The sequence below is a fragment of the Bartonella numerosa genome (assembly GCF_037070845.1).
In the GTDB taxonomy this organism is placed as follows: domain Bacteria; phylum Pseudomonadota; class Alphaproteobacteria; order Rhizobiales; family Rhizobiaceae; genus Bartonella.
Genome location: NZ_JAYMZI010000001.1, coordinates 45502 through 69919, shown reverse-complemented (window position 1 = coordinate 69919; position 24418 = coordinate 45502). Strand labels below are relative to the sequence as shown.

The window sequence follows — 24418 nt, the reverse complement described above, 5'->3', positions numbered from 1 at the left end:
TGATTCTTATTCGTATGAGATCAAAAGAATTGATGCAATTGTGTAATTTAGGAGACGATTGATGGTGGCAGCATTTACCTTTCCAGGGCAGGGAAGCCAACTTGTCGGTATGGGAAAAGCGCTTGCAGAACAATTTGCTGCAGCGCGCATGGTTTTTGAGGAAGTGGATGATGCTCTAAGCGAAAAATTGTCAGATATCATTTTTGAAGGGCCAGTAGACGTTTTGACGTTAACAATGAATGCTCAACCAGCATTGATGGCTGTATCCATTGCGGTTGTCCGTGTAATGGAAGATCTGGGGCTCGATATAGAATCAAAGGTAAAATTTGTTGCTGGTCATTCTTTAGGTGAATATTCAGCCCTCTGTGCTGCCGGCACATTTGGCCTCACTGATACGGCAAGGCTTTTGCGGATTCGTGGAAATGCTATGCAGTCTGCTGTTGCTGTTGGCGAAGGGGCGATGGCCGCACTCATTGGTCTGGATGAGAATTGCGTTGAAGAAATTTGCAAAATTGTTTCAGGAAATGGGTTATGCCAGATCGCCAACGATAATGGTGGAAAGCAAATTGTTGTTTCAGGAAAAACAAAGGCAGTTGAAGCAGCAGTAGAGGTTGCATCGCAAAAAGGTGCTAAGCGTGCGATTCTTCTCCCGGTTTCTGCACCTTTTCATTCGGCCTTAATGCAGCCTGCTGCTGATATCATGAAGAGTTCGCTTTTGACTGTAGAGAAGAAGTCACCTATTGTTCCTCTGGTTGCAAATGTTTCAGCTGCTCCGGAGAGAGATCTAGAGCGTATTGTAGCACTTCTCGTTCATCAAGTTACTGGAAGGGTGCGGTGGCGCGAAACGATAGAGTGGATTGGTGCTAGTGGAGTCGATACGCTTTTTGAAATTGGTTCTGGGAAAGTATTAACGGGTTTAGCTCGTCGTATTAATAAAAACATAAATGGGTTGACGGTTGGAACTGCCGAAGAAATAGAAGCAGCACTAAGGGTGCTCGGCGCTTAACTTTGAGGAGGCTGAAAAATGTTTAAATTAACAGGTCGTAAAGCTCTTATTACGGGAGCATCGGGAGGGATCGGAGAAGCGATCGCACGTTCTTTTCACGCGCAAGGAGCAGTTATTGGTCTCCATGGAACGCGTGAAGACAAGCTCAAAGAAATCGCTGCTGACCTCGGAAAAGACGTCTTCGTCTTTCCGGCTGATCTTTCTGAGCGAGAATCTGTTAAGCAGTTGGCTGAGGTGGCAGAAAGGGAAATGGCCGGCGTCGATATCCTTGTGAATAACGCTGGGATTACACGAGACGGACTTTTTGTACGCATGCAAGACCACGACTGGGATGACGTTTTAGCAATCAACCTGACGGCTGCTTCAATGCTAACACGTGAATTAATACACTTTATGATGCGGCGGCGTTATGGACGGATTATTAACGTAACGTCTGTTGTGGGCGTTATTGGAAATCCTGGGCAAACGAATTATTCTGCTGCAAAAGCTGGTTTAATTGGGTTTTCTAAGGCGTTGGCACAAGAAATTGCATCGCGGAATGTTACCGTCAATTGTATTGCTCCGGGATTTATCAAGTCTGCGATGACTGATAAACTTAATGAAAAGCAAAAGGAAGGTATCATGGCCGCCATACCAATGAAGCGTATGGGAACGGGGGAAGAGATAGCCTGCGCGGCTGTCTACTTAGCGAGCAATGAGGCAGCATATGTGACAGGTCAAACGATGCATATTAATGGCGGTATGGCAATGATTTAAGTATTTGCTTCATTCCACATTGATTTATAGGTCGTATTATTTTAGTAATAACGAATGAAATAGAAAGGTACGTCTATTTTTTTTGAAATGGTGGGCGGTCAATGTATTATCTGAATATTAGGGTGTTTTGTTTTATAAAGGGTATGCACAAGATGTTTTAAATCACTGCAGACTTTTTTAAAGTAATGCATCTGTTGCTTTATTAGTTTATTAAATGGCCCGGTACAGTTAGTTAGTTATAGGAAAACAAATTTGAGGATTTCAACATGAGTGATACAGAAGAGCGCGTTAAAAAGATTATCGTGGAGCATCTTGGTGTTGATGCGGATAAGGTAGTGGAAAATGCAAGCTTTATCGATGATCTGGGAGCGGATAGCCTTGATACGGTCGAGCTCGTTATGGCTTTTGAAGAGGAGTTTGGCGTGGAAATCCCAGATGAGGCTGCTGAAACAATTTTTACCGTTGGTGATGCAGTAAAGTTCATTGATAAAGCTTCTGCTTAATGGCTGATGGTGGGAGCACGAGGTGCTTTGTCCGTATCGTTTGGGGTATGTTTCGAGAATGTATCCTCGGAGGGGGATTCTTGGTGCAAGGTTGAAAGTATGAGGCGTGTTGTTGTTACTGGTTTGGGACTAGTGTCTCCGTTGGCTGGTGATGTGGAGTGTAGTTGGAGACGGCTTCTTGAAGGGAGGAGCGGTGTTCGGCGTATTACTGAGTTTGATGTGTCTGACTTGCCGTGTCAAATTGCTGCGCGCGTCCCTTTGGGAGATGGAACGAACGGGACGTATAATGCGGATCTGTATATGGAGCCTAAAGAGCAGCGTAAGGTTGATGCTTTTATTGTGTATGCTATGGCTGCTGCTGATCAAGCTCTCGCCGATTCTGAGTGGTATCCAAAGAGTGATGAAGATCAAATTCGGACGGGCGTGTTGATTGGTTCGGGTATTGGTGGCATTGAAGGCATCGTTGAGGCTGGCTATACACTTCGTGACAAAGGTCCGCGGCGTGTTTCCCCTTTTTTTATTCCGGGGCGTTTAATTAATCTCGCTTCTGGCTATGTTTCTATCAAACATGGGTTACGTGGACCTAATCATTCAGTTGTAACAGCTTGCTCCACGGGCGCGCATGCAATTGGTGATGCGGCGCGCTTGGTTGCGCTTGGTGATGCAGATGTTATGGCAGCGGGGGGCACGGAATCTCCGATAAATCGGATATCCCTTGCTGGTTTTTCTGCTTGCCGAGCTCTTTCCACGAGTCGCAATAGTAATCCTGAGCAGGCGTCTCGCCCTTATGATGCTGATCGTGATGGTTTTGTCATGGGGGAGGGGGCTGCAGTTGTTATTTTAGAAGAGCTTGAGCACGCAAAAAAACGGGATGCGCGTATTTACGCTGAGGTTACCGGTTATGGTTTATCCGGTGACGCTTATCATATTACTGCTCCTTCTGAGAGTGGTGAAGGCGCAGAGCGCAGTATGATGGCAGCTCTCAAGCGTGCACGAGTAAATGTGAGCGACCTCGATTATATTAATGCCCATGGTACATCAACCATGGCTGATACCATAGAGTTGGCGGCTGTTGAGCGCGTTTTAGGAAATTATGCATCGCGGGTCTCTATGTCGTCGACGAAGTCATCTATAGGACATTTACTTGGTGCGGCGGGTGCAGCTGAGGCTGTTTTTTGTATCTTAGCTATACGGGATAATATAGCTCCGGCGACACTAAATCTTGATAATCCATCAATTGAAACGAAGATTGATCTTGTTCCCCACAGGCCACGTGAACGGAAAATTAATACGATTCTATCTAATTCTTTTGGATTTGGTGGGACGAATGCATCTTTGGTGATGCAGCGTTTTGAGGGATGACAGACATCTTTAATTATTTGCCTGCGCTTAGTTTTTTCTTTGTTTTAGAATTTTTCATAAAGTTTGAGCAAGAATTTAGAATTGTAGTACCTGAGGTTTTTGAGGCCAATAATTATGTCTGATATAGAGAACAAAAAATCATTAAAGGGTGCGGATGATTCCCTTCAAAATTGTGGAGCGGTCAATAACGATGCCATTCTAGCACATAAAAAACATAAAAAATCGTACATCGTGCGCAGTCCGTTGGTTATTCTTGGCCATTTTTTTTTGATGCTGTTGTTGGTCATTATTTTTGCTACGGGTATTCCTCTTTACATTGGAAAAAGCATTTTTGAAGGAGGAGGGCCCGCTGAAGAAGAGAGTGTTATTCTTATTTATCCCGGCACGGGAATCCGCGAAATTGCTTCATCGCTTGAAAAACGCGGTCTGATTCGATCGTCTGATATTTTTATTTATGGTGTTGGTTATCATCAAAAAACAACGCAGCTCAAGGCTGGTGAATATTTGATTCCAGCATACGCTTCGATGCAGGATATTATGGACATTATCGTGAGAGGGAAATCTATTGAATATACGTTCACAGTACCGGAAGGTTTGACGGTTCAACAAGTTTTCGATCGATTAGCTGTTAATGAGGTTTTGATTGGAGAGCTTCCGGAAGTGTTGCCCCCGGAAGGTAGTTTGATGACTGACACTGTTCGTTTTATTCGAGGCACAACACGCAAAGAGATCATAAAAAGATTGAGTGAAGGACAGGAAAAATTGGTCAATGCAATATGGGCCACTCGTTCGCCTGATTTGCCCATAAAATCTATCGATGAATTTGTTATACTAGCATCAATTGTGGAAAAAGAAACGGGGATTGCAGAAGAGAGGTCGAAGGTTGCCGCAGTATTTTATAATCGACTTTCCAGGCGTATGCGCCTTCAATCTGATCCGACAGTAATTTATGGCCTCTTTGGTGGAAAAGGAAAACCTACGGGTCGTGCGATTTATCGTTCTGATATTGAGACAGAAACACCATATAATACTTACAAAATTTATGGTTTGCCACCAACAGCAATTGCAAATCCAGGTCGGGATTCTCTGAAAGCGGTGGCACATTCACCGAGCAGTGATGCGCTTTATTTTGTTGCTGATGGTTCAGGAGGGCACGTTTTTTCTAGGACATTAGAAGAACATAATACGAATGTTCGAAAATGGCGTGCATTAAAGCGAGAACGTTAAGTCTTTCAATATAAAACATCGTCGGTGAAGTTTTAATACAAAATTTCAGAAAAAATTAAAAAAAAGCAGAGCGATACATGACATTATTTGATAGTGAATCAGGTGCTAAAAAAGCAAATCAGCGGCGCGGTTTTTTATTTGTTCTTTCTTCGCCTTCAGGCGCTGGTAAGTCAACTATTTCTCAATTACTTTTGGAAGATAGGAAATTGGAGCTTTCTGTGAGCATGACGACTCGGAAAAAACGCTCCAGTGAAGTGGATGGCCTGCATTATTATTTTATCTCCAAGGAAGAGTTTGAGCGTAAGCGTGACAGGGGTGAGTTCATTGAGTGGGCAGAAGTTCACGGAAATTATTACGGAACCTTACGTGAAAGTGTTGAAAGTGTGTTGAGTGCTGGTCGAGATATGCTATTCGATATTGATTATCAAGGTACAGAGCAGCTACAAAAAAAAATGCGCAGGGATGTTGTGTCTATTTTTATCCTTCCGCCATCGATGAAGGAGCTTGTTTCTCGTTTACGTAATAGAGCGGAAGATAGTCAGGATGTCATTGATCTGAGATTGAAGAATGCACGAAGAGAAATATTACATTGGTGCTCTTACGATTATATCGTTATTAATGAGGACCTAAATTTATCTGTTTCTCTCATTAAGTCGATTTATGAGGCAGAAACAATGAAGCGTGAGCGGTACCTGTTTTTACAATCTTTTATTGATGGGCTTGCTGCCGAAAAAATTAGCTGACACTCTTGCTATCAGTAAAAATTTTTGGATTTTTAAGGCACCAAATTGGCTAAAGCTACAAATTCAGAGATTGATAGTGTTTCGGCTCTACGTGTTCCTTCAATTTCTGCTTTTTTTAAAAGCTCTTCACCTCCTATGTTTTTAAAATTATGGCGAAGCATTTTTCGTCTTTGTTCGAAGGCAATTTTTGTGACAAAGCCTAGTTTTTGTTGGGAGCAGGCGAGAGGGTGCGCGCGCGGAATGATATGAACGATAGAGGAAGTCACTTTTGGTGTCGGTATAAAGGCTTGAGGAGGTACATCAAAAGCGATTTTAGCAACAGTTCTCCACCCTGCTAACACACTAAGGCGTCCGTAATGGGAAGACTTAGGTACTGCAATGATACGCTTCGCAACTTCACGCTGAAACATCAATGTCATAGATTCATAAAAAGGAGGCCACGGTTCGGTCAAAAGCCAATTTAACAAAAGCTGCGTTCCGATATTATAAGGAAGATTAGCGATAATACGTGGTTTTTCTTGGTGTGTATCAAAGAGCTTTGAAAAATCTTGTTTAAGCGCATCCTTACAAATGACCCTTAACTTTTGTGGGTAGCGTTTTTCTATATCTAATAGAGCTGGTAGGCAGCGTTTATCACGCTCTATCGCTGTCACAATTGCACCCTTTGCAAGCAAAGCGCGTGTGAGTCCTCCAGGTCCTGGGCCAATTTCGATTACAGGTTTTCCTCTTATATCTCCCGCTTGATTAGCAATTTTTGATGTTAAATTAAGGTCAAAAAGAAAATTTTGTCCCAAAGATTTATAAGCTTGCAATCCATATGTATCAATTACTTTACGAAGAGGAGGTAGGTCATCTATTAACATATTACAGAACTGTTTTTTACAAGTTTGTCCGCAAATTTAAGGGCAGCAATAAAGCTTTCAGGGGAAGCTACTCCCTGATTAGCAATATCAAAAGCAGTCCCGTGATCTGGAGAAGTTCGAATGAACGGTAGTCCAAGAGTGACATTGACAGTGGCGTCAAAGTCTAACGTTTTAATGGGAATAAGGGCTTGGTCGTGATACATACAGATAGCTACATCGTACGTTTTTCTTGCAAGTTCATGGAACATTGTATCAGCAGGGAATGGACCTACAATATTTAGTCCTTTATTTTTAAGATGTTCAACAGCAGGAGTAATAATTTCAATGTCTTCTTTTCCTATTGTGCCTTCTTCTCCGGCATGAGGATTAAGTCCTGCGACAGCCAATCTGGGTACGGTTATCCCGAACCGTGTTTTTAGATCGTTTTCAACAATGAGTGCGGTTTGAATGAGTAACTGACTTGTGAGGTACGAGGGAACTTGATTGAATGGGATATGGACAGTAACTGGTACTGTTTTTAATCTAGGGCCGGATAACATCATGACAGGATGATAGCGCTTGTTGGAAGCTCCACGGGCTAAATGGGCTAAAAACTCTGTATGACCTGGAAACTCAAATCCAGAATCATAGAGGACTTTTTTGGAAATAGGACAAGTTACAAGGGCACATGCACGGCCACTTTGTATGAGATGAACACCACGCTTAATTGCTTCAATGATTCCGGCGGCATTATCGGATGAAGGTAACCCTAATCGGTCACTTTGTCGGTTTTTTAATGGTATCACTGGAAGGGCTTTCTGGAAGTTTTTTGCAGGGTTATCCATACAGACAGAATCCACCTCGATACAGATACGCAAAAAACGAGCACGTGAACGGATGACATCCGGGTCGGCTAAAAGTACGAAAGGAGGAATACGACGTACAACGCGCAAACTCCACGCCTTTATAACTATTTCAGGGCCAATACCAGCAGGATCCCCACTACTAACGACGAGTGCGACCATTATGAATTTCGAATATGCGCTTCCCGCCGCAATTCCTTTAAATATTTTTTACCTAAGTTTTCAAGTTCTTGCAAGTTTCTTTGTTTATTATCCTGAATGGAAAACATAAGTCGAGAAACGTAATCATTCGAGACCCTCTTTACTTGACAAACGGCAAGCGCTTCGATGCCATAAGATGTTTCTCGTAAATTCGTCATTTTTCCAGCAGGTGTCGCGTGGAGGTCTTGTTCCCATCCCGTAGGAAGCTGAGGTTCCAAAAATTTCCCCAATTCACGTACAGTAACATCTAAAATACCTTTTGCTTGCTTTTTGGTATTTTTACATCCTCGAAAGTGCGTACGAAAATTGATAGCCTCTCTCCGGCGCTTTTCAAAAATTTCTGAGCGACGATGTGCTGGAATAACAAAAATAATTTGCTGCAGCGTATATTCGTTTGTCGAGGGTTTCACGCCCCCATTTTTCAATACCCTATGCACCGCTTCTTGCTCAGTAAGCGTGCCTGTTTCTGCTTGATAACGGGCGCTGACAAGACGCCCCCAACCTATTTGTCCACGAATGTAATCCTTAAAATGTTGTACTGTTATATCACTCTGGATTAAAATTTGACGGAGTTGATCGACAGTCATACGATTTTGTATCGCAAAATTTTCAAAAGCGCTATCGACTTCACTATCACTAACCTCGATATTACGGCGCTTTACTTCGATGTTCTTAAGGGCTTCGTCGATAAGCTCACTTTTGGCTTGTACAGGGAGATTCCCTCGTTTTTGCTGTAACTTTAGAAAAGCGATGCGTCTCTGAACATCGTAATTCGTGATGGGACTACCATTGACCGTCGTGATAACCGAAACTTGAGCAGAAACTTTCGGAACGAAAAAACCGTTTAAAAACAGACTGCCTACATTTAAAGCCGTAACACAAAACACAGCAGAAATGCGTTTTCTAAATTTGTCCATGTAAACGAGAACCTCGCATTGTTCGCAAAATCTTACTGACTAGCTGAAATATACATTCTTTTTTTATAAAAACAACGACAAATTAGGTTATTCGTATGTTATCCTTTTACGGATTTAATTTATCCTTTTTCCAATATCCGAGATTGTACGCAATGAAAGGGAAAAATTAAAATTTTGTAAAGGTTTTTTTCCTCCTAGATTATTCATTTGTTGATAGCTGAACGTTAATCCAAAACATTCGTCTGTGTAATTCAAACTAATCCCCCGCTTTGTGAATGTAGAAGATTCCAAATCATAGCCAGCGTTGCTGTTAATAGACCAATAAGAAGCTAGTTTAATTCCAGTTTCAAAAGAAATTTCTTGGCGCTTTTTTGTGTATCCATAATTAGGTCGGCTCGGAATGTAAGCATACTGTACGGCCGCCCAAAAATTGTGCCACTTTTTTGATGCTTCAATTTCGTTGCGGCGGATTTTTCCCGTCTTTTTGTCAAAGCGTCCGCGGGATTCCAAGGAAAAACCACTTTTGTTATTTGCACTGAACGTTGCAACGTAGTCTGAAAGCCTTGTTTCAAGACCGGAATGAGTTCCTACGTTAACAAGGTTTTTTTCTGCAAAAGAATTTTTTCCTGTGAGATGAAGGGACTGCCCAATAAGAGCATCAAACGACCAATTATTATTGAAGTTTCCGGAATATCTCAGCCCTATATTGGCTCTCACACCACCTTCTACACGGTCGTAACCAGAGAATTTGTTACGTTGAAATAGAGTGGTTGCGTCAAATATAAAACTTTGCGCGTCTTCATTAGGGACTCGTCCAATATGTTGTTCATTGTTTCGCAAAAAAAACTGCAGTTTCGGCTCTATGATATGCGAAGAGTTTCTGGATGTAATGAGAAGTGGATATCGTAGCTCCAAACCTGCGGTTGCCATGCCCCGTATGGTTGAATTGCATATGTTTGGTGAATAGCCACTCATTATGTAAGAGTCATGGTTTTTGCATGCATTTTTTGCGATGATATCCGTTCGAAAAGCCAGCATGGGGGTGAATATTAATCCACTGTGCGTAGCAAAGCGCTTTTTCCATTCCAACTCGTTTGTTAAACGGAAATTATTCCCGGAAATAGTGGAGAACTGAGTGCCATTATTAATGGGATTATCGTTCCGGACAATAGGATCAAAATCGGCGTGAGGACGATAAATTAATTGCATATTGCTATGAAAGGTAAGCAATCCGGTATAAACTGACCTATCTGGAGTAAAGGAATAATTAATATGGGGTAAGACCCAGGCTTGCTGAGAGGGATTTCTGTTATTGGCGTTATTTGATTCTATATCTTGAACCTTGAAATTGTAAAAGCGCATGTCGAAGTAGTTTTTATCTGCAAGGCCACTCAAATACAGCTGAGAAAGTTGTACGCGGTTGTTGTAGTTTTCAAGCTTATATGTGCGGCTAAAGTCTTTGTCAGATTGTGTGAGGACGTCCCATCCATAAACCCAGCGTGAATTAATGCGAAAATCGCCTTTTGTCGCTAACATATAACGATTTTTTTGCTGTGCATCGATCATGTCGTTATCAAAATGGTGAGGTTTGATTTGGTATATATGGGCAAAACGAATGTTATAATTACCTGTTTCGAAGTTTTGGCGCCATTCCCCTTCGGTTAAAAGTCCTTGCTTGGTATAAACGGTAGAAGATAAGGTGAAATCGTAATGAGGGGCGAGATTCCAAAAATAGGAATTTTTTATGCCCATACCTAAATGATCATTGTAAAAAAAGCGAGGCATGAGTATGCCGCTGGCGCGCCTCACTGTTGGATCATAAAGCTCAAAAGTTGGAAGATTTATAATTGGTGTGCCGAAAATTTCAAAACGGCTATTTTCAAATTGGATTTTTTTGATAGCGCTATTCCATATGATTTTCCTGGCTTTAATCTTCCATAGGACATCTCTGTTTTTTTTATAAGAGCAAGGCTCACACGCTGTGTAAGCAGCGTTATTGAAGATCATTATTTGGTTACGACTGCGTGTAGCGTTTGTTGCTGCAAAATGGATATTACTGACCGTGTCAATGTATAGGGAATTTACAGACCCTTCATCAAAATCTTTGGTCATGTTGATATGACTAGAGCGGATTTTATTACCGTTTTTTTGAATGATTTCGACATCATCATGGGCTATAATGCGCCCTGTTTTTTGGTTGTAAGTAACCTCTTTGGCGACGATTTTGTTGCCGTCATATTCGATTTGTACGTTGCCTCTAGCAGAAACAGTATTTGCGTCGCGATTGTAGATGAGCTCGTCTGCGGACAGCAAAAGGGGAGGGGATGGCTCGTGGATGGGGTTTTGTGCTAGTACGTAACGAGACGAGGAGAAACCCGACAGAAGGACGGCAATGCCCTTTAGGGTTGAGGCGCGGAGTTTTTTTATGGCTTTTTTATTTTTTTGCAATTTCATTTAGCCGTCCTCTTTATGAAGCAAAAAGGAAATTCCAAAAAATAATGCGATGGCGACTGGTGTCCAAGCAGCGATAATTGGTGGGATGTATCCAGCGTTACCGAAGGCCTGAACAAGGATGGATATGACGTAAAGCATAAACCCGGCAATTATGCCGCCGAGGAGAAGTGATCTAGATTGTCCGTGACGAGTAAAATTTAAAGATACTGTTGCTGCGATAAGAGTCATTGCCACAAGTAGCGCGGGCAGTGCGATTAATGATTGTAAATACATATCGAGGCTGTTGGCAGAATAACCGGATAAGCGTGCGGCCATAATTTTTTCCGGCAACTGATAAAATGGGATGGTTGTGGGATCCGCTAAGTATTCGGTCAAGAATTCAGGCTTCAGATTGGTTTTTATCCGTAATTCAGTAAATTTTTTAGGGAGGTGACCTACTTTGTAGATCACTCCATCAGTTAGCAACCAAGAATCGCTCGTTAGTACTGCTCTTTTTGTGTTAATCCAGTTTTTTACTGTTGCATCATCATTGTATTGTACGAAAGTTGCATCAATGAGAGAGAGTCCGTACCCTGTGATGTGCTTAGCGCCGATAGTTGTCCTGCCTGATGCTGTTCGTTGTGTTAACCACGGGATACGTGTATTTTTGGGAGATGTTAGTGCGCTGTTACTACGTAATTGAGTTGTCATTGTTTCTGCTTTAGAATAGCCCCATGTGGCGAGAGGATTGATGAAGAAAATTGAACATAATCCAAGAAGAAAAGCTCCAAAACAAACAGGCATGAGAAACTGCCACGCAGAAACACCTATTGAACGGGTCACGACAAGCTCAAATTTTCGATTAAATGAAGTTAATGTTACCATCGCAGAAAATAGCGCAATAAAGGGGACTATTCGTTGTATGATAAAAGGGATGTGCAGAAGTGAGATAAAAAATGCATTTTTCGTTGTATAATGAGGAAAGTAGCCAAGTCGACCAGAGTTTTCTGTGAAATCGATTAAAAAAACGAGAACAATAATACCCAGGAGAAAATAGCAGGTCACCTTTAGATAACGCACGAAAAAATACCGCCCAAGCGTCCAGCCAATCATGATAAATTACTCGACGAACGTTTGTGTTTTTGACACCTAAATTTATCCATCACTTTTGAGAAAGTAACTTGGACAGCCTCATTTAGTTTTTCAAAGATATTACGATTTGTCAGGAGCATGAAAAAGATCACTGCGCTCATTCCTATCGGTATGATATAAAGAAAAGGGACGTATGCAAGGTCATTTTTTACCTTTTCTGCAAAAAAGTATCCTATCCAATAAACTAAAAAAGAAAAGGAAATTGCAGAAAAATTTGCGGATGTGCGTGTTTGTCGGTGCGAGCTTGCGTCTCCTGCTGCTGCTATTGCGATTAATGCAAAAACAATAGGGTAAAGCCATGCTGTGAGTCTTCGATGAAACTCGGCTCTATATTGGAGCGGTTTCCGTTGGTAGTAGGGATCTTTTGGGTCTGGATTTAGAAGGTAAGAGAGAGTTCTATCTTTAGGGTAAAGGGTAGGCGCTCCATCATTGGGGATAAGATCACTTAAGCTAAAAACGTATGAGCTGAACTGGATAATTGAAGCGTTGCTATTTTGATGATTGATTCTCTCTATTTCTCCCCCATTAAGAAGCAAAAAATTTCCGCTCTCATCACTAACGATTGATGCTTTTGTTGCATAATAAAAAACGTCAGCTTTAGGATCTCGTTGGTCAGCAATAAAAAGGCGACCGATAGTTCCATCCGGGTTGCGTTCACCAATTTCTACGTAGAAATTATTCGTTAATTTTTTGAAACTGCCTTCACGAATAAAAACATTAATAAGGTCAGAATGAGCATTTGCTACCATTTTACGCATGTTAAGACGCGCCTGAGGAGTGATGAAGTTGGCTATAGAAAAGGACAAGCACGATGCGATAACAGCGAGGAGAAAAATAGGTTTCCAAATAGAGCTTTTAGGAAAACCAGCGGCACTTATGATAGTAAGCTCTGAATCTTGATTCATCGTTGAAAGAGTGGTTGTAATTGCGATCAATAATGCGAACGGGATGACAAGAAAAACGACAGAGGGAAGCAATGACAGTGAGAAATATAAAATTGTCAAGAATGTTTGTCTGCTCGTTGTAAGAAAGTCAATTTTCGCAAGGATCTGCACAGTCCAACTAATAGCAACTGCCATAATCATTACAGTGCTGAACAAAACAAAAACGCGCTTTAGGATGTATAATTCAATGATACGCATAAGCTCAAATAACATCCCTAATTTTCAGAATCTGAGATTCTATAATGTGTTAGGTTAACCAATACATCCAAATTGAACAATCGTACTTAGACCTTGCATATATTTACGAGGGTTATTTTCGCATAAGCAACAGAAAATGATCGGACAATTCCCACTCATTCTGCCATATATTGTATTATATTTTCAAGTGTGGTTTACGAAGTGACTAAGGGATAAAAATTTTTATTAATTTTCAGAATGATAGTTTTTCCTTTTGTTTTGTAATACGCATGAAATAACAGAAGGTATATAATTGGGAAAGAGGGATCATGTTCTGCGACGATTTCTTTTTGGTCAGGGGGGGGTGGGATTTTGTGGAAAAATGTTGGGTTCTTTCAATTTGTACAAGGGCTAAGAGGGTGGATATTCTTTTTTATCATTTAATGCTGTCAACGCTAGAAGATATTTTGCCAACACTTGTGGAACGGGCGTTGATGCGCTTTAGCAAAGTAACAATACAGTGCGTAAGCAAAGAACAATGCGAAGCTATAGATACGCGTTTATGGGTTTATTCTGATGAATCATTCATTGGGCACGGGACCGAAAGTGATAAACATCAAAATTTTCATCCCGTATTTCTTACCACAGGGCAAGATAATCCAAATAATTCAAAAATACGCTTTCTTACGGAAGGAGCTGTTTGCTCAAGCATTGATGCTTATCAGCGACTTGTAGTGATATTTGATGGTCGAAATGATGAGCAGTTGAGACTCGCTCGTGCACAGTGGAAAAAATATAAAACGGAGGATTATAATCTAACTTATTGGCAGCAAACTGAAGGTAGAAGTTGGAAAAAACAGACTTAATGTGCATGATATTTTTTGTTATGATATTTTTATTCACAATACGTATGGGAACACTGATTTAGCGTTTTTTGTTGCAAAGAGGGCTTGTAGGAAATCATCATTTTTAGAAAAAGTTAAAATTAAAAATGTAGCCCATGATAAAAAAAGTGGACAGAATGGTTGTAATCTTTGATCGATTTTTGCTTATTTCTTGGGCTGTGATGCTGTCCTTTTTTTGTGTTTCGTGGTTGGGTACAACACATATTTTATCAGAATTGTTTTCTATTGCTTATGTTAGCGGCGTCGCGGATGTTTTGTTCTTTCTTCTAAGTGCGTTGTTTGCTGGAATACTGTGGTGGAGCGTGCCTAGACCACTACCTTTAAAAATGAGATTGGCGGCATTTTTGCCGCCAGCGCTTGCTTTGTTTTTTTTCATTGTGTTTTAGTTAGATATTTCCTCATCCGTAAATCCAATGAAGCAAGCAAGAGAAATAAAAGAAGAAATGAGCAAATAGTAGCCAATATAAGAAATACCAAAGTGTTGTACTAGATACTCTGCGATATAAGGTGCAAGAGATCCACCTGCGATACCGGACAAGTTAAAAGTTACAGCAGATCCTGTATACCGAATTTCTGTTGGGTATGGTGAAGCCAAAACAGCACCGAGCGGACTGTATACCATTCCCATTAGCGATAGGCCAACGATAGAGATTGCAAAGATTCCTACGATTCCAAGATCCAATAAAGAAGGAATTGCGAGAGAATAGACGCCAATGATCATTGTGCTCCAAATTACCAAGGTTCTGCGCTTAATGCGATCAGCGAGTTTTCCAGTTATGATGGTAAAAATTATGCAAAAGACGGAACCGATTCCTTCTACAACGAGAGTTTGAGTATATGATAATCTCAGATGATTTGCTGAGTAATTTAGCAAATATACAGTAATCAGATAAAATAAAACAAATATGGTCATCCCACCGAATGTTCCCAAGAATAAGATTCGCGGACATTTTAGGAAGACGTCTATTATGGGTAACTTGGCGCGCTTCTTGTCTTGGATAGTTTTTTTGAATTCGGCAGTTTCATTAATTGAAAGACGAACACACAACCCAATGATCATGAGAATGACTGAAAAAATAAAAGGGATACGCCAACCCCATGCCAAAAGTTCATTGTGATCAAAGAAATATAGAAGGCATAGATAAACTATAATAGACAAAAACAAACCGATTGGAACACCTAATTGAGGGAACATTGCGTACCAACCGCGTTTTTCTGGTGGGGCGTTTTCTATCGCGAGCAGGACGGCTCCCCCCGTTTCACCCCCTAGTCCTATTCCTTGCCCAATACGGCACAACACTAAAAATAAAGGCGCCCACCAACCGACTGTTTCATAAGTAGGCAATACGCCAATGATAGCCGTTGATACACCCATTGTGAGAAGAGCTGCAATAAGCGTTGCTTTTCGTCCAATTTTATCTCCAAAATGCCCAAAAATGATTGATCCCAGCGGGCGTGCAAAAAATGCCGCTCCGAAAATGAGAAAAGATTGCAAAATAGCAAGTTGACTATTTTGGGCAGGAAAAAATAGGTAGGGAAATATGAGAGCTGCAGCGGTTCCAAAAACATAAAAATCGAAATATTCAATTGTTGGACCAATTAGGCTTGCAAATAAAACCCTGTGAGGAGAATTTCCTTTAGTCATATTTTGTTTTTCTGAGTTTATAGACATGAATAGAATGCCCTTTTAGTATGTAACAAATTAAATTGTGAAACTGACATCTTAACTATAAAAAATTCAGATTAGTGTCGAGTCAATAATATCATGATTCCAACACATTAAAGCAATTAAAAGGGCATGATTGGCACGGACAACTGTGACGCGAATGTGGCTGACTTTGGCGCGGTTGGGAGCGCTATTTTCAACGCTAATCGAGGCAAGACCTCAGTGAACAGCGAAACTCCTTAATTGGATGGTATTCTGTCGATCTATGACATCATTTTCGTCCGCTTGCAGCTTAACACGAATTCTACATTTTTTATTGTAAAGAATAAATTTTCTACTAATGATTGTATATAACTTTTAAAGAATATGTGCAATATTTAATCAGTTAGAATTCGATATTTAGCGTTTTGTTGAAGGTTTTTTCGTTTTAAGGAACATGGGACAGAGTGCTATTATATCTCTGTGTGCGTAACTTTATTTAAAATGATCAGTGAAAACAAGGTTGTACAGGTTTAGCTTTGAGCCAATGTTAGTCTTTGTGGTTGGTAATTTGCTTGCAAAGATTGCGATGGTAGATGAAGTAGCTTTATTGATAGAAAGGGTTAATGTTCGGTGGTGGACAAGTGGCCTAGAAAAAGCGGAAGGTTCTTGTAAATGGGGAGAGGTTGAGTTCATTGGATAAAGAATTCTATAGATGCTTTGATGACTTAAAAAGATTCGTTCAGTGGTTCGGGAAAAACGAGAATTATAATTGGGATAGATTAATGGGTGAAAAATGAGTGCTTCCCGCGGAGATTTATCACTTCAAGAGGAGCGTAGGCTGAAAATTATTTTCGAATAGTTTTAATGTACATTAAGCGCACATTATATGCATCTATTTTATGATTCAACCCAGCACACGGTGCTTATTTGCAAATGAAAAGGCGGTGAAGATGGTGTCAGAACAGTGCTTCGGAGGGGATGTGTGCTTTTTTGATATTGCGTTTCTTTCTATATTTTGCTAACCTCTCCTGGTTTATTGTTTTGCTTCTTCCACTTTATGGTGCATTTTCTGTATAATACCACTAAAAGTAGAAAGATGTTTCTTTCGTGCTCTTGCATTAGGTCAAGGGTTCAACGGAGTGGGGGAAGCAGTTTTTGATGATTTTAGACTGAAGATAGATTTTATGTACGAGTCGCGTTTGGTGTCTGTTCAAACGCACAGAGAGGGGAGATATGATCACACGACGTAACAGGTGGAAACTGGGCTGTTTGGCGCTTATGGCTGGCAGCTGCCTTGTGCGCTTTGCAGTTGCAAACAACAGGGATGCTCAGCCTTTTTTTCAGCTTTCGGGTTATGGTATGGGCAAGGATTTATTTCGTGAACGAAGTGGGGGCTTCAAAATTGGAGAACGTGCGAAGTTCGATGCGCTTAGAAATGACATTGCTATAAGAAAATTCGATGAACTAGGCCTTTTTGTAAAGAATGGTGATATTACGGTAGATGAATATCCAAGGGTATTTGTTAATGAAGCGCAGAATGAGGGTAAAATTGCCAGCTATGGCGCGCGAGAAGGGGAGACAGCGGAGCTTGATGATTCCGAATACATGACTGTTCATAGTGAAGGAACTCTAAACGGTCATACGTTACAGAATAATGGTAAAATTTATGTTTTAAATGATGGTCCGGTCGATAATCCTGGGCGTGCTACCAATACTAGGATTAGAGATGGTGGTACGATCTATGTTGATGAGGGAGGATTGAGTGAGACCACTGTAGTGGAAGATGGTGGACATGAGGTTATTTCGGCTTCAAAGGGAAAACAGGGTTTCTCGAGAGATTCTACGATTAATGAGGGAGGACAGCAAGTTGTCGAGAATGGGGGGAAGGTAGACGGAGCCAAAGTTTATGGTGGTGAGCAAATTGTCTCTGGAAGTGGCGATGTTGGGGGAAAAACTACAGAAAGTTCTGCTCTTAACACAGTGGTTTTTGGTCAGGGAAGTGTGGTTGGAAAACAGGAAGTGTATGATGGAGGGATAGTCCGGGATACGGAAATTAAGCGGGGCGGTGTACAACACGTCGCGAAAAAGGAGCAAAGTGCAGAAAGTGGTGGTTCTGCATTTGATACTAAAGTCTTCGGGGGCGGTGAGCAGAGTGTATTAGAAGGCGGGCAGGCTATTCGAACCATTTTGAGCGAGACCGCTATCCAGGAAATCCATGCCGGCGGTTCTGCACATGCTTTGACAATCAATGATGAAGCAAGATCATTTGTGCGCGCTGGCGCAATTCTGTCCGGAAAGACATTGGTAAATGGCTCTGGAAAAATCTATCTCGATGCTGGAGGCGATCAACACCGCACCACAGTGGAAGATATTGTCTTAAATGGAAAAGGTACAGAACTACATTCGGTTGCTTCTGGATCTGACGGGAAAAGCTCCTTGATCAAAAAATTAAGCGGCGAAGGCCGTGTCATCTTTGAATCCACAGGATCTGGCCCATATTACTCCCAGCTTCACGTCAATGATCTTTCCGGAAATCTACATTTTAAGTTCAACACCTCCGTCGCAGATAGTCGTGGCGATTATTTGCTGGTTGATAATGGTGAAGGTAATCATATGGTGAGCGTTTCCGATTCTGGATCCGAGATTACTGCTCGTTTTTCACAAACGCGTGATTTAATTACTGACAAAAGCGGCGGTGCTGATTTTACTCTAACAGATTTTTCGAATAAAAAAGTTAACGCTATCGATGGCGGGGTTTATATGTATAGTCTGGAGCAGAGGCCGGATGGAGCAGATGGAGATGGAAAGACCTGGTTCTTATCTATGGAACGAAACGGTGATGCTGAATCTTTAGCTACAGGTCTTGCAGTTCCAGGCTTAGAAAACGCTGGTTTAGGAAGTTCCACTGGGGGAGGTGTTGGTTCAGGGGGAGTGGTAACTCCTTCAACTGATGCAGTGTTGTCTACGGCAGTGGCTCCTGGACTCATTTTTAATAATGATTTGCAAATCGTTCGCCTTGGTAGGGGAATCCTGGATAGAAACAAAAGAAATGCTGCTTTCTGGACGTATGCTACTGGAAGCAGAGAACATATCGTTGCTGACTATACAAATTTTAAGCTCGGACAGGGAGGTGTAATATTGGGTGGTGACCAGTTGCACGAACTGGCGTACGGAGATTTATATTTTGGTGGTTTTGGAAGTTATGATCGGGCAGATGTCGTGCATACACGGGGTGGAGCCAGTGGTATAGATTCTTATGGCATTGGAACTTACATGACCTATTTTGACGATAGAGGATGGTACTTAGATGGTATTTTGAAATATAGTTATTATCAGAATGATCTGAGAGCTATTTCGACAAACGGTTTGGCTGTCCAAGGCGAATATAATCAATGGGCGATAGGTGGGTCGTTTGAGATAGGTGGTCGTTTTGAGATAGGTGGTCGTTTTGAGACAGTAAAAGATGTTTGGATGCAACCTTATGTCAGACTAACAGGGGTACGAGTTGAAGGTAAGGAGGTGAGGCTCTCCAATGGAATGTCAAGCGATATAAATCCCTTCGTTTCCGTCCGGGAAGAGGTTGGGCTGTTTGTAGGTCACGAGTTCACTAGTAATATGGGTACTCCGTTGACGGCCTATGTTACGGGGGCTTGGGTGCACGAAAGTGCGGATCATAATCATACGGTGATTAACAAACGGCATAAATTTGTGACTGATTTATCTGGCAGTGCAGGGAAACTGGGAGTTGGCTTAAGTGGTTTGGTCAACGATAAGTTGACTTTTTATGCGGAAGCTTCTTACCTTAAAGGGTCGAAGCTTAAACGATCGCTCCAAGCCAGTTTAGGTATACACTATAGTTTTGATTATCGTGATCTGACTAATTTCATTACACTGCATTTTAGGTAAGGACGAGGTTTTTATACTTAGAAAATACTTGTTGAGAATATAGTACTTTGGGGTATATATTTCCCAAGTGGTGTGTTTCTTAGTCATTATCAATACAAGCCTAAACTTTGCTTTTGAAGCAGAGTTTAGGTTTTTCTATTATTATGGATAAACTCGGAATATTGATTCGCGCATTTTCCACTAATTAGCTTGCCAGAAATTATCACTGATCGTTTGTCGATAAAATAAGATACATTATGTTAATATTGAACGTTGTATACGCATTCACAGGATTTTATTTCGATATAAGGGAGCGTAGAATATGCGACGTGGACATTTGTTAGGTTTGTCACTGCAAACTATTAGTCGTTGTTTTGCGCAAATTATAAGCGCGAATGAAGAAAAGGATATACTGCTGAAAAAATGGGAGGAATAGCGGGGATTGATGGTACAATAGCGAACAACATTAGTATGCTAAAAGGTTCAGCATTAATTACTTTTTTCAGCAGTGATGCAGAATTCTTGGGTAGTGTTGAGGGGCTTATTGGGAATAACGGGAATTTATAAATTATTACCATTGAAAGATGTGAGGTGCAGGTGGTTACGTGTGGGGGGAATGCGGTAGATACAGAATTTATGGTAAGCAGTTTGTTTTCGAGAAAAGTGGTTTTATAAACTTTTACGATGAGGTGGCCGAGTGTTTTGGCGTCACATCAGGGTGGTGGCCGTTGTCGTTTAGGTTTAATGTGTCCCTTATTGGTCAATCAAATTATTGAGCACGAGAGCGATCAGTCTTCACGTCTTCTACAAGCGGCTTGAAACATAAAGATTTCCGACTTTTCGACAAGTCCTCTATTGACGCAGTTCTATCTATGTTTGTGAGTTATTTGCTTATTTTTAACAATGAGTTGCAAATCGTCTATCTTGGTAGGGGAATTCTGGGTAGAAGCAAAAGAGATACTGCTGTTTGGATGCATATCATTGGAAGCAGAGGATATGCCGCTGCGGGCTATGCAGGTTTTAAGCTCGAACAGGGAAGCATAATGAACCGCTGGCCGGGTTGTGTACGGAGATTTATGTGTTTGTTTTCGGTTAAGGTTGGCACTTTGTATTTTTTCTGCGGGTGGGAAGTATGGTATTTCGGTGATGCTCTAGAGGAAAGTCCGTGTGCTTTTTGAATATTGCATTTTTAATTTTTTTTCGTTGAGTTGGGAGTTAAAGTACTCAATGCTTGCAAGGGAGGCGATGCGTTATAATGAATGGCAGCATTCGACGGTGTTTTTATTTTTGTTGAAGTCTTATGATCTATCATGCGATAATGAGAGTCCGTGCGGATTTTCGTATAGCCACTTGGCAAGTAGTCTGTGGCTCGCTATAGAACAGCCAGATAGATAATGTTTTAAAAATAAATAAGGGTAGTTAAATGGCTGTAGAACGCACTTTTTCGATGATTAAACCGGATGCAACACGTCGTAATTTGACGGGAGAAATTACAAAAATTCTCGAGAATGCGGGGTTGCGTGTTGTTGCGTCTAAGCGTGTGTGGATGAGTCAGCGTGATGCTGAGAGATTCTATGCTGTTCACAAAGAGCGTCCATTTTTTGATGAATTGGTGGAATTTATGTCTTCTGGCTCGACTGTTGTGCAAGTTTTAGAAGGCGAAAATGCGATAGCAAAAAACCGCGAAATAATGGGTGCTACGAATCCTGCGGATGCAAAAGAGGGAACGATTCGTAAGATGTATGCTTTGTCAATTGGAGAAAATTCCGTCCACGGTTCAGATGGTGCTGAAACTGCGAAAGCGGAAATTGCCTTTTGGTTTTCTGAGATGGAAATCGTTGGCTGATAAAAAAAATTAAAAAACTATAAAATCCCGAAACGTATCGTTTTGGGATTTATTTTATGGGGGCTATAAAAACTAAAGGTGCATGTAGGTATTTGCTGTTCACGCGATAACATGTTTTAATCCTGCGCGAAAATAATCCCATCCTGTCCACAACGTAAGGAGAGCTGATATCCACAGCATCGTAATGCCGAACTCTATTGTGTAGGGGAGAATTTTATTGCCGGCTGGCCCCGCTAAAAGAAAAATAATAGCTATCATCTGCACGAACGTTTTCCATTTTGCAAGGCGGGAGACGGGAACGCTGACTTTCAATTCAGTCAAATATTCACGCAATCCTGACACAAGAATCTCTCTGCAAAGAATGATGATAGCCGCCCATAGTGTCCATCCGGCGATAGTACTGTCTGCAGCGAGCAATAGCAAACAAGCGGATACAAGAAGTTTGTCTGCGATTGGGTCCAGCATGCGACCGATATTAGATGTCTGTTCCCAAATACGGGCAAGATAGCCATCAAGAAAATCAGTAATGGATGCAGCTATAAAAATGGAAACAGCAACCCAGCGTGCAATATCGCTGGATTGCAACCGCCCTTCTAGAAAAAAACAAGCGACAACCATTGGGACTGCTACAATCCGCGCATAGGTTAAAATATTAGGGAAAGAAAAAGTATGATTTTTCATAGAGCTGTTTTTAATTCTTAGTGGAATATAATTTACTTCATAAAGGTAACAAGGCAGAGACCGCGAAACAAGATTTATTTTTCGTTAAAGTGGTCATGAATTTTTTGTGCAATTTTGGCAGAGATTCCTGTAACTTTTGTTAAGTCCTTTATAGAAGCTCCAGCAACAAATTTAGCACTTCCAAAATGATGGAGTAAAGCGCGCTTCCTTGTTGCTCCAATGTTTTCGATTTCATCAAGTGGATTTTTGAATGTTTCTTTTTTTCGCTTTGTTCTGTGTGTCTCAATTGCAAAACGATGAGCTTCATCGCGTAAAAGTTGTAAAAAATAGAGGACAGGGTCATGTGGAGGGAGTGTAAAAGGCGAACAGCCTTTTATAAAAAAGCGTTCACGTCCTGCGTTTCGATTAGGACCTTTTGCTATTCCTACTACTGCAATGAGATTGTCTAATCCTAGTTCAGACAACATTGCATGAACACTGCTCGTTTGTCCTTCACCTCCATCGATTAGTATAAGATCTGGCCACACAGGAAAGTGATCATCATTTTTATTTTTTGTATCGTTGCCCCTATCGGGTAGTCCATGTTCTTTGATGAGACGTGAAAATCTTCGTTTAATAATTTCCTTCATCATGCCGAAATCATCGCCCGGAGTGATATCTGTTGAACGAATGTTGAATTTTCGATATTGATTTTTGGCAAATCCCATTTGACCCGCGACAATCATTGCTCCTACTGCGTTTGTTCCCATGATGTGTGAATTGTCATAGACTTCTATTCGGCGTGGGGTGTAGGGAAGTTGGAGTGTTTTTTCGATGCTTTGAAGTAGTTTTTTTTGTGTAGCTGTTTCGGCAAGCTTTCTCCCAAGTGCTTCACAGGCATTGGCATAGGCGTGATCGACGAGAGCTTTACGTTCGCCTTGTTTCGGCGAAGATAGGGATATTTTGCGGTTTGCTTTTAGGCAAAATGCTTCTGCAAGGAGCGCTTTTTCCTCGACCTCTTCGGATAAAAGAATGAGTTTTGGAATAGGCTTATTATCATAAAATTGGGCGAGGAAACTTGCTAAAATTTCAGAATTAGAAAAAGACGGGTCAGCTTTAGGAAAATAGGCCCGGTTTCCCCAATTTTGTTCCATCCGGAAAAAAAAGACCTGAATGCAGGTTATACCCCCAAGTTGTGCAATTGCGAATACATCTGCTTCTTCTATCGTTTGAGGGTTAATGCCTTGATGGCTTTGTATTTGAGATAGGGCTGATAAGCGATCACGATAGGCTGCAGCTCGTTCAAAGTCAAGATTTTCTGCCGCTTTATGCATGGTCTGGGCCATATCGTTTTTTACTGATTGGCTTTTTCCTGAAAGAAAATCCTTTGCTTTTTCAACCAATTCTACGTAATCACTGTCTTTGATTTTGTGTGTGCAGGGTGCAGAGCATCGCTTAATTTGGTAAAGCAAGCAAGGACGTGTACGGTTCTCAAAAACTGAATCGGTACAAGTTCGCAATAAAAAGGCGCGTTGTAGAGCGTTGATCGTTTGAGCAACTGCGCTCGAAGAGGCAAAAGGACCAAAATAATGAGCCTTTCGTGTCCGGGCCCCACGGTGTTTGTACAGTGCGGGGGCTCGATGATCGTCAGTAATAATGATGTAAGGAAAACTTTTGTCATCACGCAGTAATACATTAAAGCGTGGATGTAACCTTTTGATAAGATTAGCTTCTAGGAGTAGAGCTTCAGTTTCTGTATGTGTAATGACGAATTCCATGTGGTATGTCGCATTAATCATACTGGCAATACGGTTGTTATGTCCCTTTTCACGGGTATAGCTTGAAACGCGTTTTTTCAGATTACGTGCTTTTCCCACATAAAGAACATCACTGTTTTCACCAAACATTCGATAAACTCCCGGCATACACGGAAGGCATTTGGCAAATTCTTGTATAAGTTTGGTGCCTTTGAGCTGACCTTTTTCTTTATTAGCATCACCATCCCACGCGATGTCAGAGAGAAAAGGTAGGTTTTGTCGTCCATTTTTGGGATAAGTTGCGCTGTTTTTTAAAATCATTCAGTTCGTCCACGGATGTTCTTCAGTTTCCACACGAAATGTTTCTCCTTTATTGAGCGTCACACCTACGTATTTACAGTTTTTTGCTATGTAAATAATTCATTATGGCATGAGATGATGCAATTTGGGAGTTATTATTAAAAAAAAACGGAGAGGTATTTTTTGAAAACGTTTCTATAAATTTGTCATCTTTATTTGGCGATGATCGGAGTAAAAAGCGGAGTTATGACAGTTTAAAAAATGATTAGCTTTTTTACAAAAGTTGAATTC

The 24418-nt window shown here is 41.1% G+C and carries 23 protein-coding genes and 1 pseudogene; 13 read left to right on the top strand and 11 right to left on the bottom strand.

Going from position 1 to position 24418, the window contains the following annotated elements:
* The first annotated feature begins 61 nt into the window (after window positions 1–61).
* The 6 genes from fabD to gmk all read left to right on the top strand — a co-directional run bounded on the left by fabD (window position 62) and on the right by gmk (window position 5597).
* Window positions 62–1006, top strand: coding sequence for an ACP S-malonyltransferase (fabD, locus tag WCP75_RS00340; protein ID WP_336276271.1), 945 nt, complete (start codon window positions 62–64; stop codon window positions 1004–1006).
* Between the two features lie 18 nt (window positions 1007–1024).
* The gene (gene fabG / locus WCP75_RS00335; RefSeq protein WP_336276270.1) at window positions 1025–1762 is read left to right on the top strand and encodes a 3-oxoacyl-[acyl-carrier-protein] reductase; all 738 of its coding nucleotides are present in this window, start codon (window positions 1025–1027) and stop codon (window positions 1760–1762) included.
* Between the two features lie 266 nt (window positions 1763–2028).
* Window positions 2029–2265, top strand: coding sequence for an acyl carrier protein (locus tag WCP75_RS00330; protein ID WP_317993046.1), 237 nt, complete (start codon window positions 2029–2031; stop codon window positions 2263–2265).
* Window positions 2266–2364: 99 nt separating this feature from the next.
* Window positions 2365–3627, top strand: a complete 1263-nt coding sequence (gene fabF, locus WCP75_RS00325) for a beta-ketoacyl-ACP synthase II (protein ID WP_336276269.1) — start codon at window positions 2365–2367, stop codon at window positions 3625–3627.
* Between the two features lie 114 nt (window positions 3628–3741).
* The gene (mltG, locus tag WCP75_RS00320) at window positions 3742–4854 is read left to right on the top strand and encodes an endolytic transglycosylase MltG (protein WP_336276268.1); all 1113 of its coding nucleotides are present in this window, start codon (window positions 3742–3744) and stop codon (window positions 4852–4854) included.
* A gap of 77 nt (window positions 4855–4931) precedes the next feature.
* A complete protein-coding gene (gmk, locus tag WCP75_RS00315; RefSeq protein ID WP_336276267.1) occupies window positions 4932–5597 on the top strand; it encodes a guanylate kinase in 666 nt (221 codons plus the stop codon).
* 32 nt (window positions 5598–5629) lie between these two features.
* Here the strand turns inward: gmk and rsmA are convergent, their stop codons facing one another.
* The 6 genes from rsmA to lptF all read right to left on the bottom strand — a co-directional run bounded on the left by rsmA (window position 5630) and on the right by lptF (window position 13147).
* Window positions 5630–6460, bottom strand: coding sequence for a 16S rRNA (adenine(1518)-N(6)/adenine(1519)-N(6))-dimethyltransferase RsmA (gene rsmA / locus WCP75_RS00310; RefSeq protein WP_336276266.1), 831 nt, complete (start codon window positions 6458–6460; stop codon window positions 5630–5632).
* A complete protein-coding gene (gene pdxA, locus WCP75_RS00305) occupies window positions 6454–7464 on the bottom strand; it encodes a 4-hydroxythreonine-4-phosphate dehydrogenase PdxA (RefSeq protein WP_336276265.1) in 1011 nt (336 codons plus the stop codon). The genes rsmA and pdxA overlap by 7 nt, the downstream gene beginning before the upstream one ends.
* The gene (locus WCP75_RS00300) at window positions 7464–8420 is read right to left on the bottom strand and encodes a SurA N-terminal domain-containing protein (RefSeq protein ID WP_336276264.1); all 957 of its coding nucleotides are present in this window, start codon (window positions 8418–8420) and stop codon (window positions 7464–7466) included. The genes pdxA and WCP75_RS00300 overlap by 1 nt, the downstream gene beginning before the upstream one ends.
* A 114-nt stretch (window positions 8421–8534) precedes the next feature.
* Entirely contained in the window at window positions 8535–10874 is a 2340-nt protein-coding gene (locus tag WCP75_RS00295; protein ID WP_336276263.1) for an LPS-assembly protein LptD, read from the bottom strand.
* The gene (gene lptG, locus WCP75_RS00290) at window positions 10875–11966 is read right to left on the bottom strand and encodes an LPS export ABC transporter permease LptG (protein WP_336276262.1); all 1092 of its coding nucleotides are present in this window, start codon (window positions 11964–11966) and stop codon (window positions 10875–10877) included.
* On the bottom strand, window positions 11963–13147 hold the full coding sequence (lptF, locus tag WCP75_RS00285; RefSeq protein ID WP_336276261.1) for an LPS export ABC transporter permease LptF: 1185 nt from the start codon (window positions 13145–13147) through the stop codon (window positions 11963–11965). Before lptF ends, lptG begins: the two co-directional genes overlap by 4 nt.
* Window positions 13148–13545: 398 nt before the next feature.
* Between lptF and WCP75_RS00280 the strand changes: the two genes are divergently transcribed.
* Together WCP75_RS00280 and WCP75_RS00275 are read left to right on the top strand one after the other, a co-directional pair.
* Window positions 13546–13992, top strand: a complete 447-nt coding sequence (locus tag WCP75_RS00280) for a DNA polymerase III subunit chi (protein WP_336276260.1) — start codon at window positions 13546–13548, stop codon at window positions 13990–13992.
* A 155-nt stretch (window positions 13993–14147) separates the two neighbouring features.
* Entirely contained in the window at window positions 14148–14417 is a 270-nt protein-coding gene (locus WCP75_RS00275; protein WP_336276259.1) for a hypothetical protein, read from the top strand.
* On the opposite strand, the gene WCP75_RS00270 is transcribed toward WCP75_RS00275, so the two are convergent.
* On the bottom strand, window positions 14414–15703 hold the full coding sequence (locus WCP75_RS00270) for an MFS transporter (RefSeq protein ID WP_336276258.1): 1290 nt from the start codon (window positions 15701–15703) through the stop codon (window positions 14414–14416). The genes WCP75_RS00275 and WCP75_RS00270 overlap by 4 nt on opposite strands.
* 484 nt (window positions 15704–16187) lie before the next feature.
* Between WCP75_RS00270 and WCP75_RS00265 the strand changes: the two genes are divergently transcribed.
* From WCP75_RS00265 to WCP75_RS00250, 4 genes are all read left to right on the top strand, one after another.
* Window positions 16188–16379 (top strand): hypothetical protein, encoded by a 192-nt coding sequence (locus WCP75_RS00265; protein ID WP_336276257.1) that lies wholly within the window; start codon window positions 16188–16190, stop codon window positions 16377–16379.
* Window positions 16380–16912: 533 nt separating this feature from the next.
* Window positions 16913–19585, top strand: coding sequence for a BafA family autotransporter (gene bafA / locus WCP75_RS00260; RefSeq protein WP_336276256.1), 2673 nt, complete (start codon window positions 16913–16915; stop codon window positions 19583–19585).
* Window positions 19586–19987: 402 nt separating this feature from the next.
* Entirely contained in the window at window positions 19988–20131 is a 144-nt protein-coding gene (locus WCP75_RS00255; protein ID WP_336276255.1) for a hypothetical protein, read from the top strand.
* A 305-nt stretch (window positions 20132–20436) separates the two neighbouring features.
* Window positions 20437–20742 carry a hypothetical protein gene (locus WCP75_RS00250; RefSeq protein WP_336276254.1) on the top strand — a complete coding sequence of 102 codons (306 nt, stop codon included), beginning with the start codon at window positions 20437–20439 and terminating at the stop codon, window positions 20740–20742.
* An 11-nt stretch (window positions 20743–20753) separates the two neighbouring features.
* On the opposite strand, the gene WCP75_RS00245 is transcribed toward WCP75_RS00250, so the two are convergent.
* On the bottom strand, window positions 20754–20876 hold the full coding sequence (locus tag WCP75_RS00245) for a hypothetical protein (protein WP_336276253.1): 123 nt from the start codon (window positions 20874–20876) through the stop codon (window positions 20754–20756).
* A 111-nt stretch (window positions 20877–20987) separates the two neighbouring features.
* Between WCP75_RS00245 and ndk the strand changes: the two genes are divergently transcribed.
* Window positions 20988–21410 (top strand): nucleoside-diphosphate kinase, encoded by a 423-nt coding sequence (ndk, locus tag WCP75_RS00240; RefSeq protein ID WP_336276252.1) that lies wholly within the window; start codon window positions 20988–20990, stop codon window positions 21408–21410.
* Window positions 21411–21509: 99 nt separating this feature from the next.
* On the opposite strand, the gene pgsA is transcribed toward ndk, so the two are convergent.
* From pgsA to WCP75_RS05030, 3 genes and pseudogenes are all read right to left on the bottom strand, one after another.
* A complete protein-coding gene (gene pgsA / locus WCP75_RS00235) occupies window positions 21510–22091 on the bottom strand; it encodes a CDP-diacylglycerol--glycerol-3-phosphate 3-phosphatidyltransferase (protein WP_336276251.1) in 582 nt (193 codons plus the stop codon).
* A 74-nt stretch (window positions 22092–22165) separates the two neighbouring features.
* On the bottom strand, window positions 22166–24148 hold the full coding sequence (gene uvrC / locus WCP75_RS00230; protein WP_336276250.1) for an excinuclease ABC subunit UvrC: 1983 nt from the start codon (window positions 24146–24148) through the stop codon (window positions 22166–22168).
* 73 nt (window positions 24149–24221) lie between these two features.
* A pseudogene (locus tag WCP75_RS05030) lies at window positions 24222–24341 on the bottom strand (hypothetical protein); the annotation flags it as partial.
* Window positions 24342–24418 lie beyond the last annotated feature (77 nt).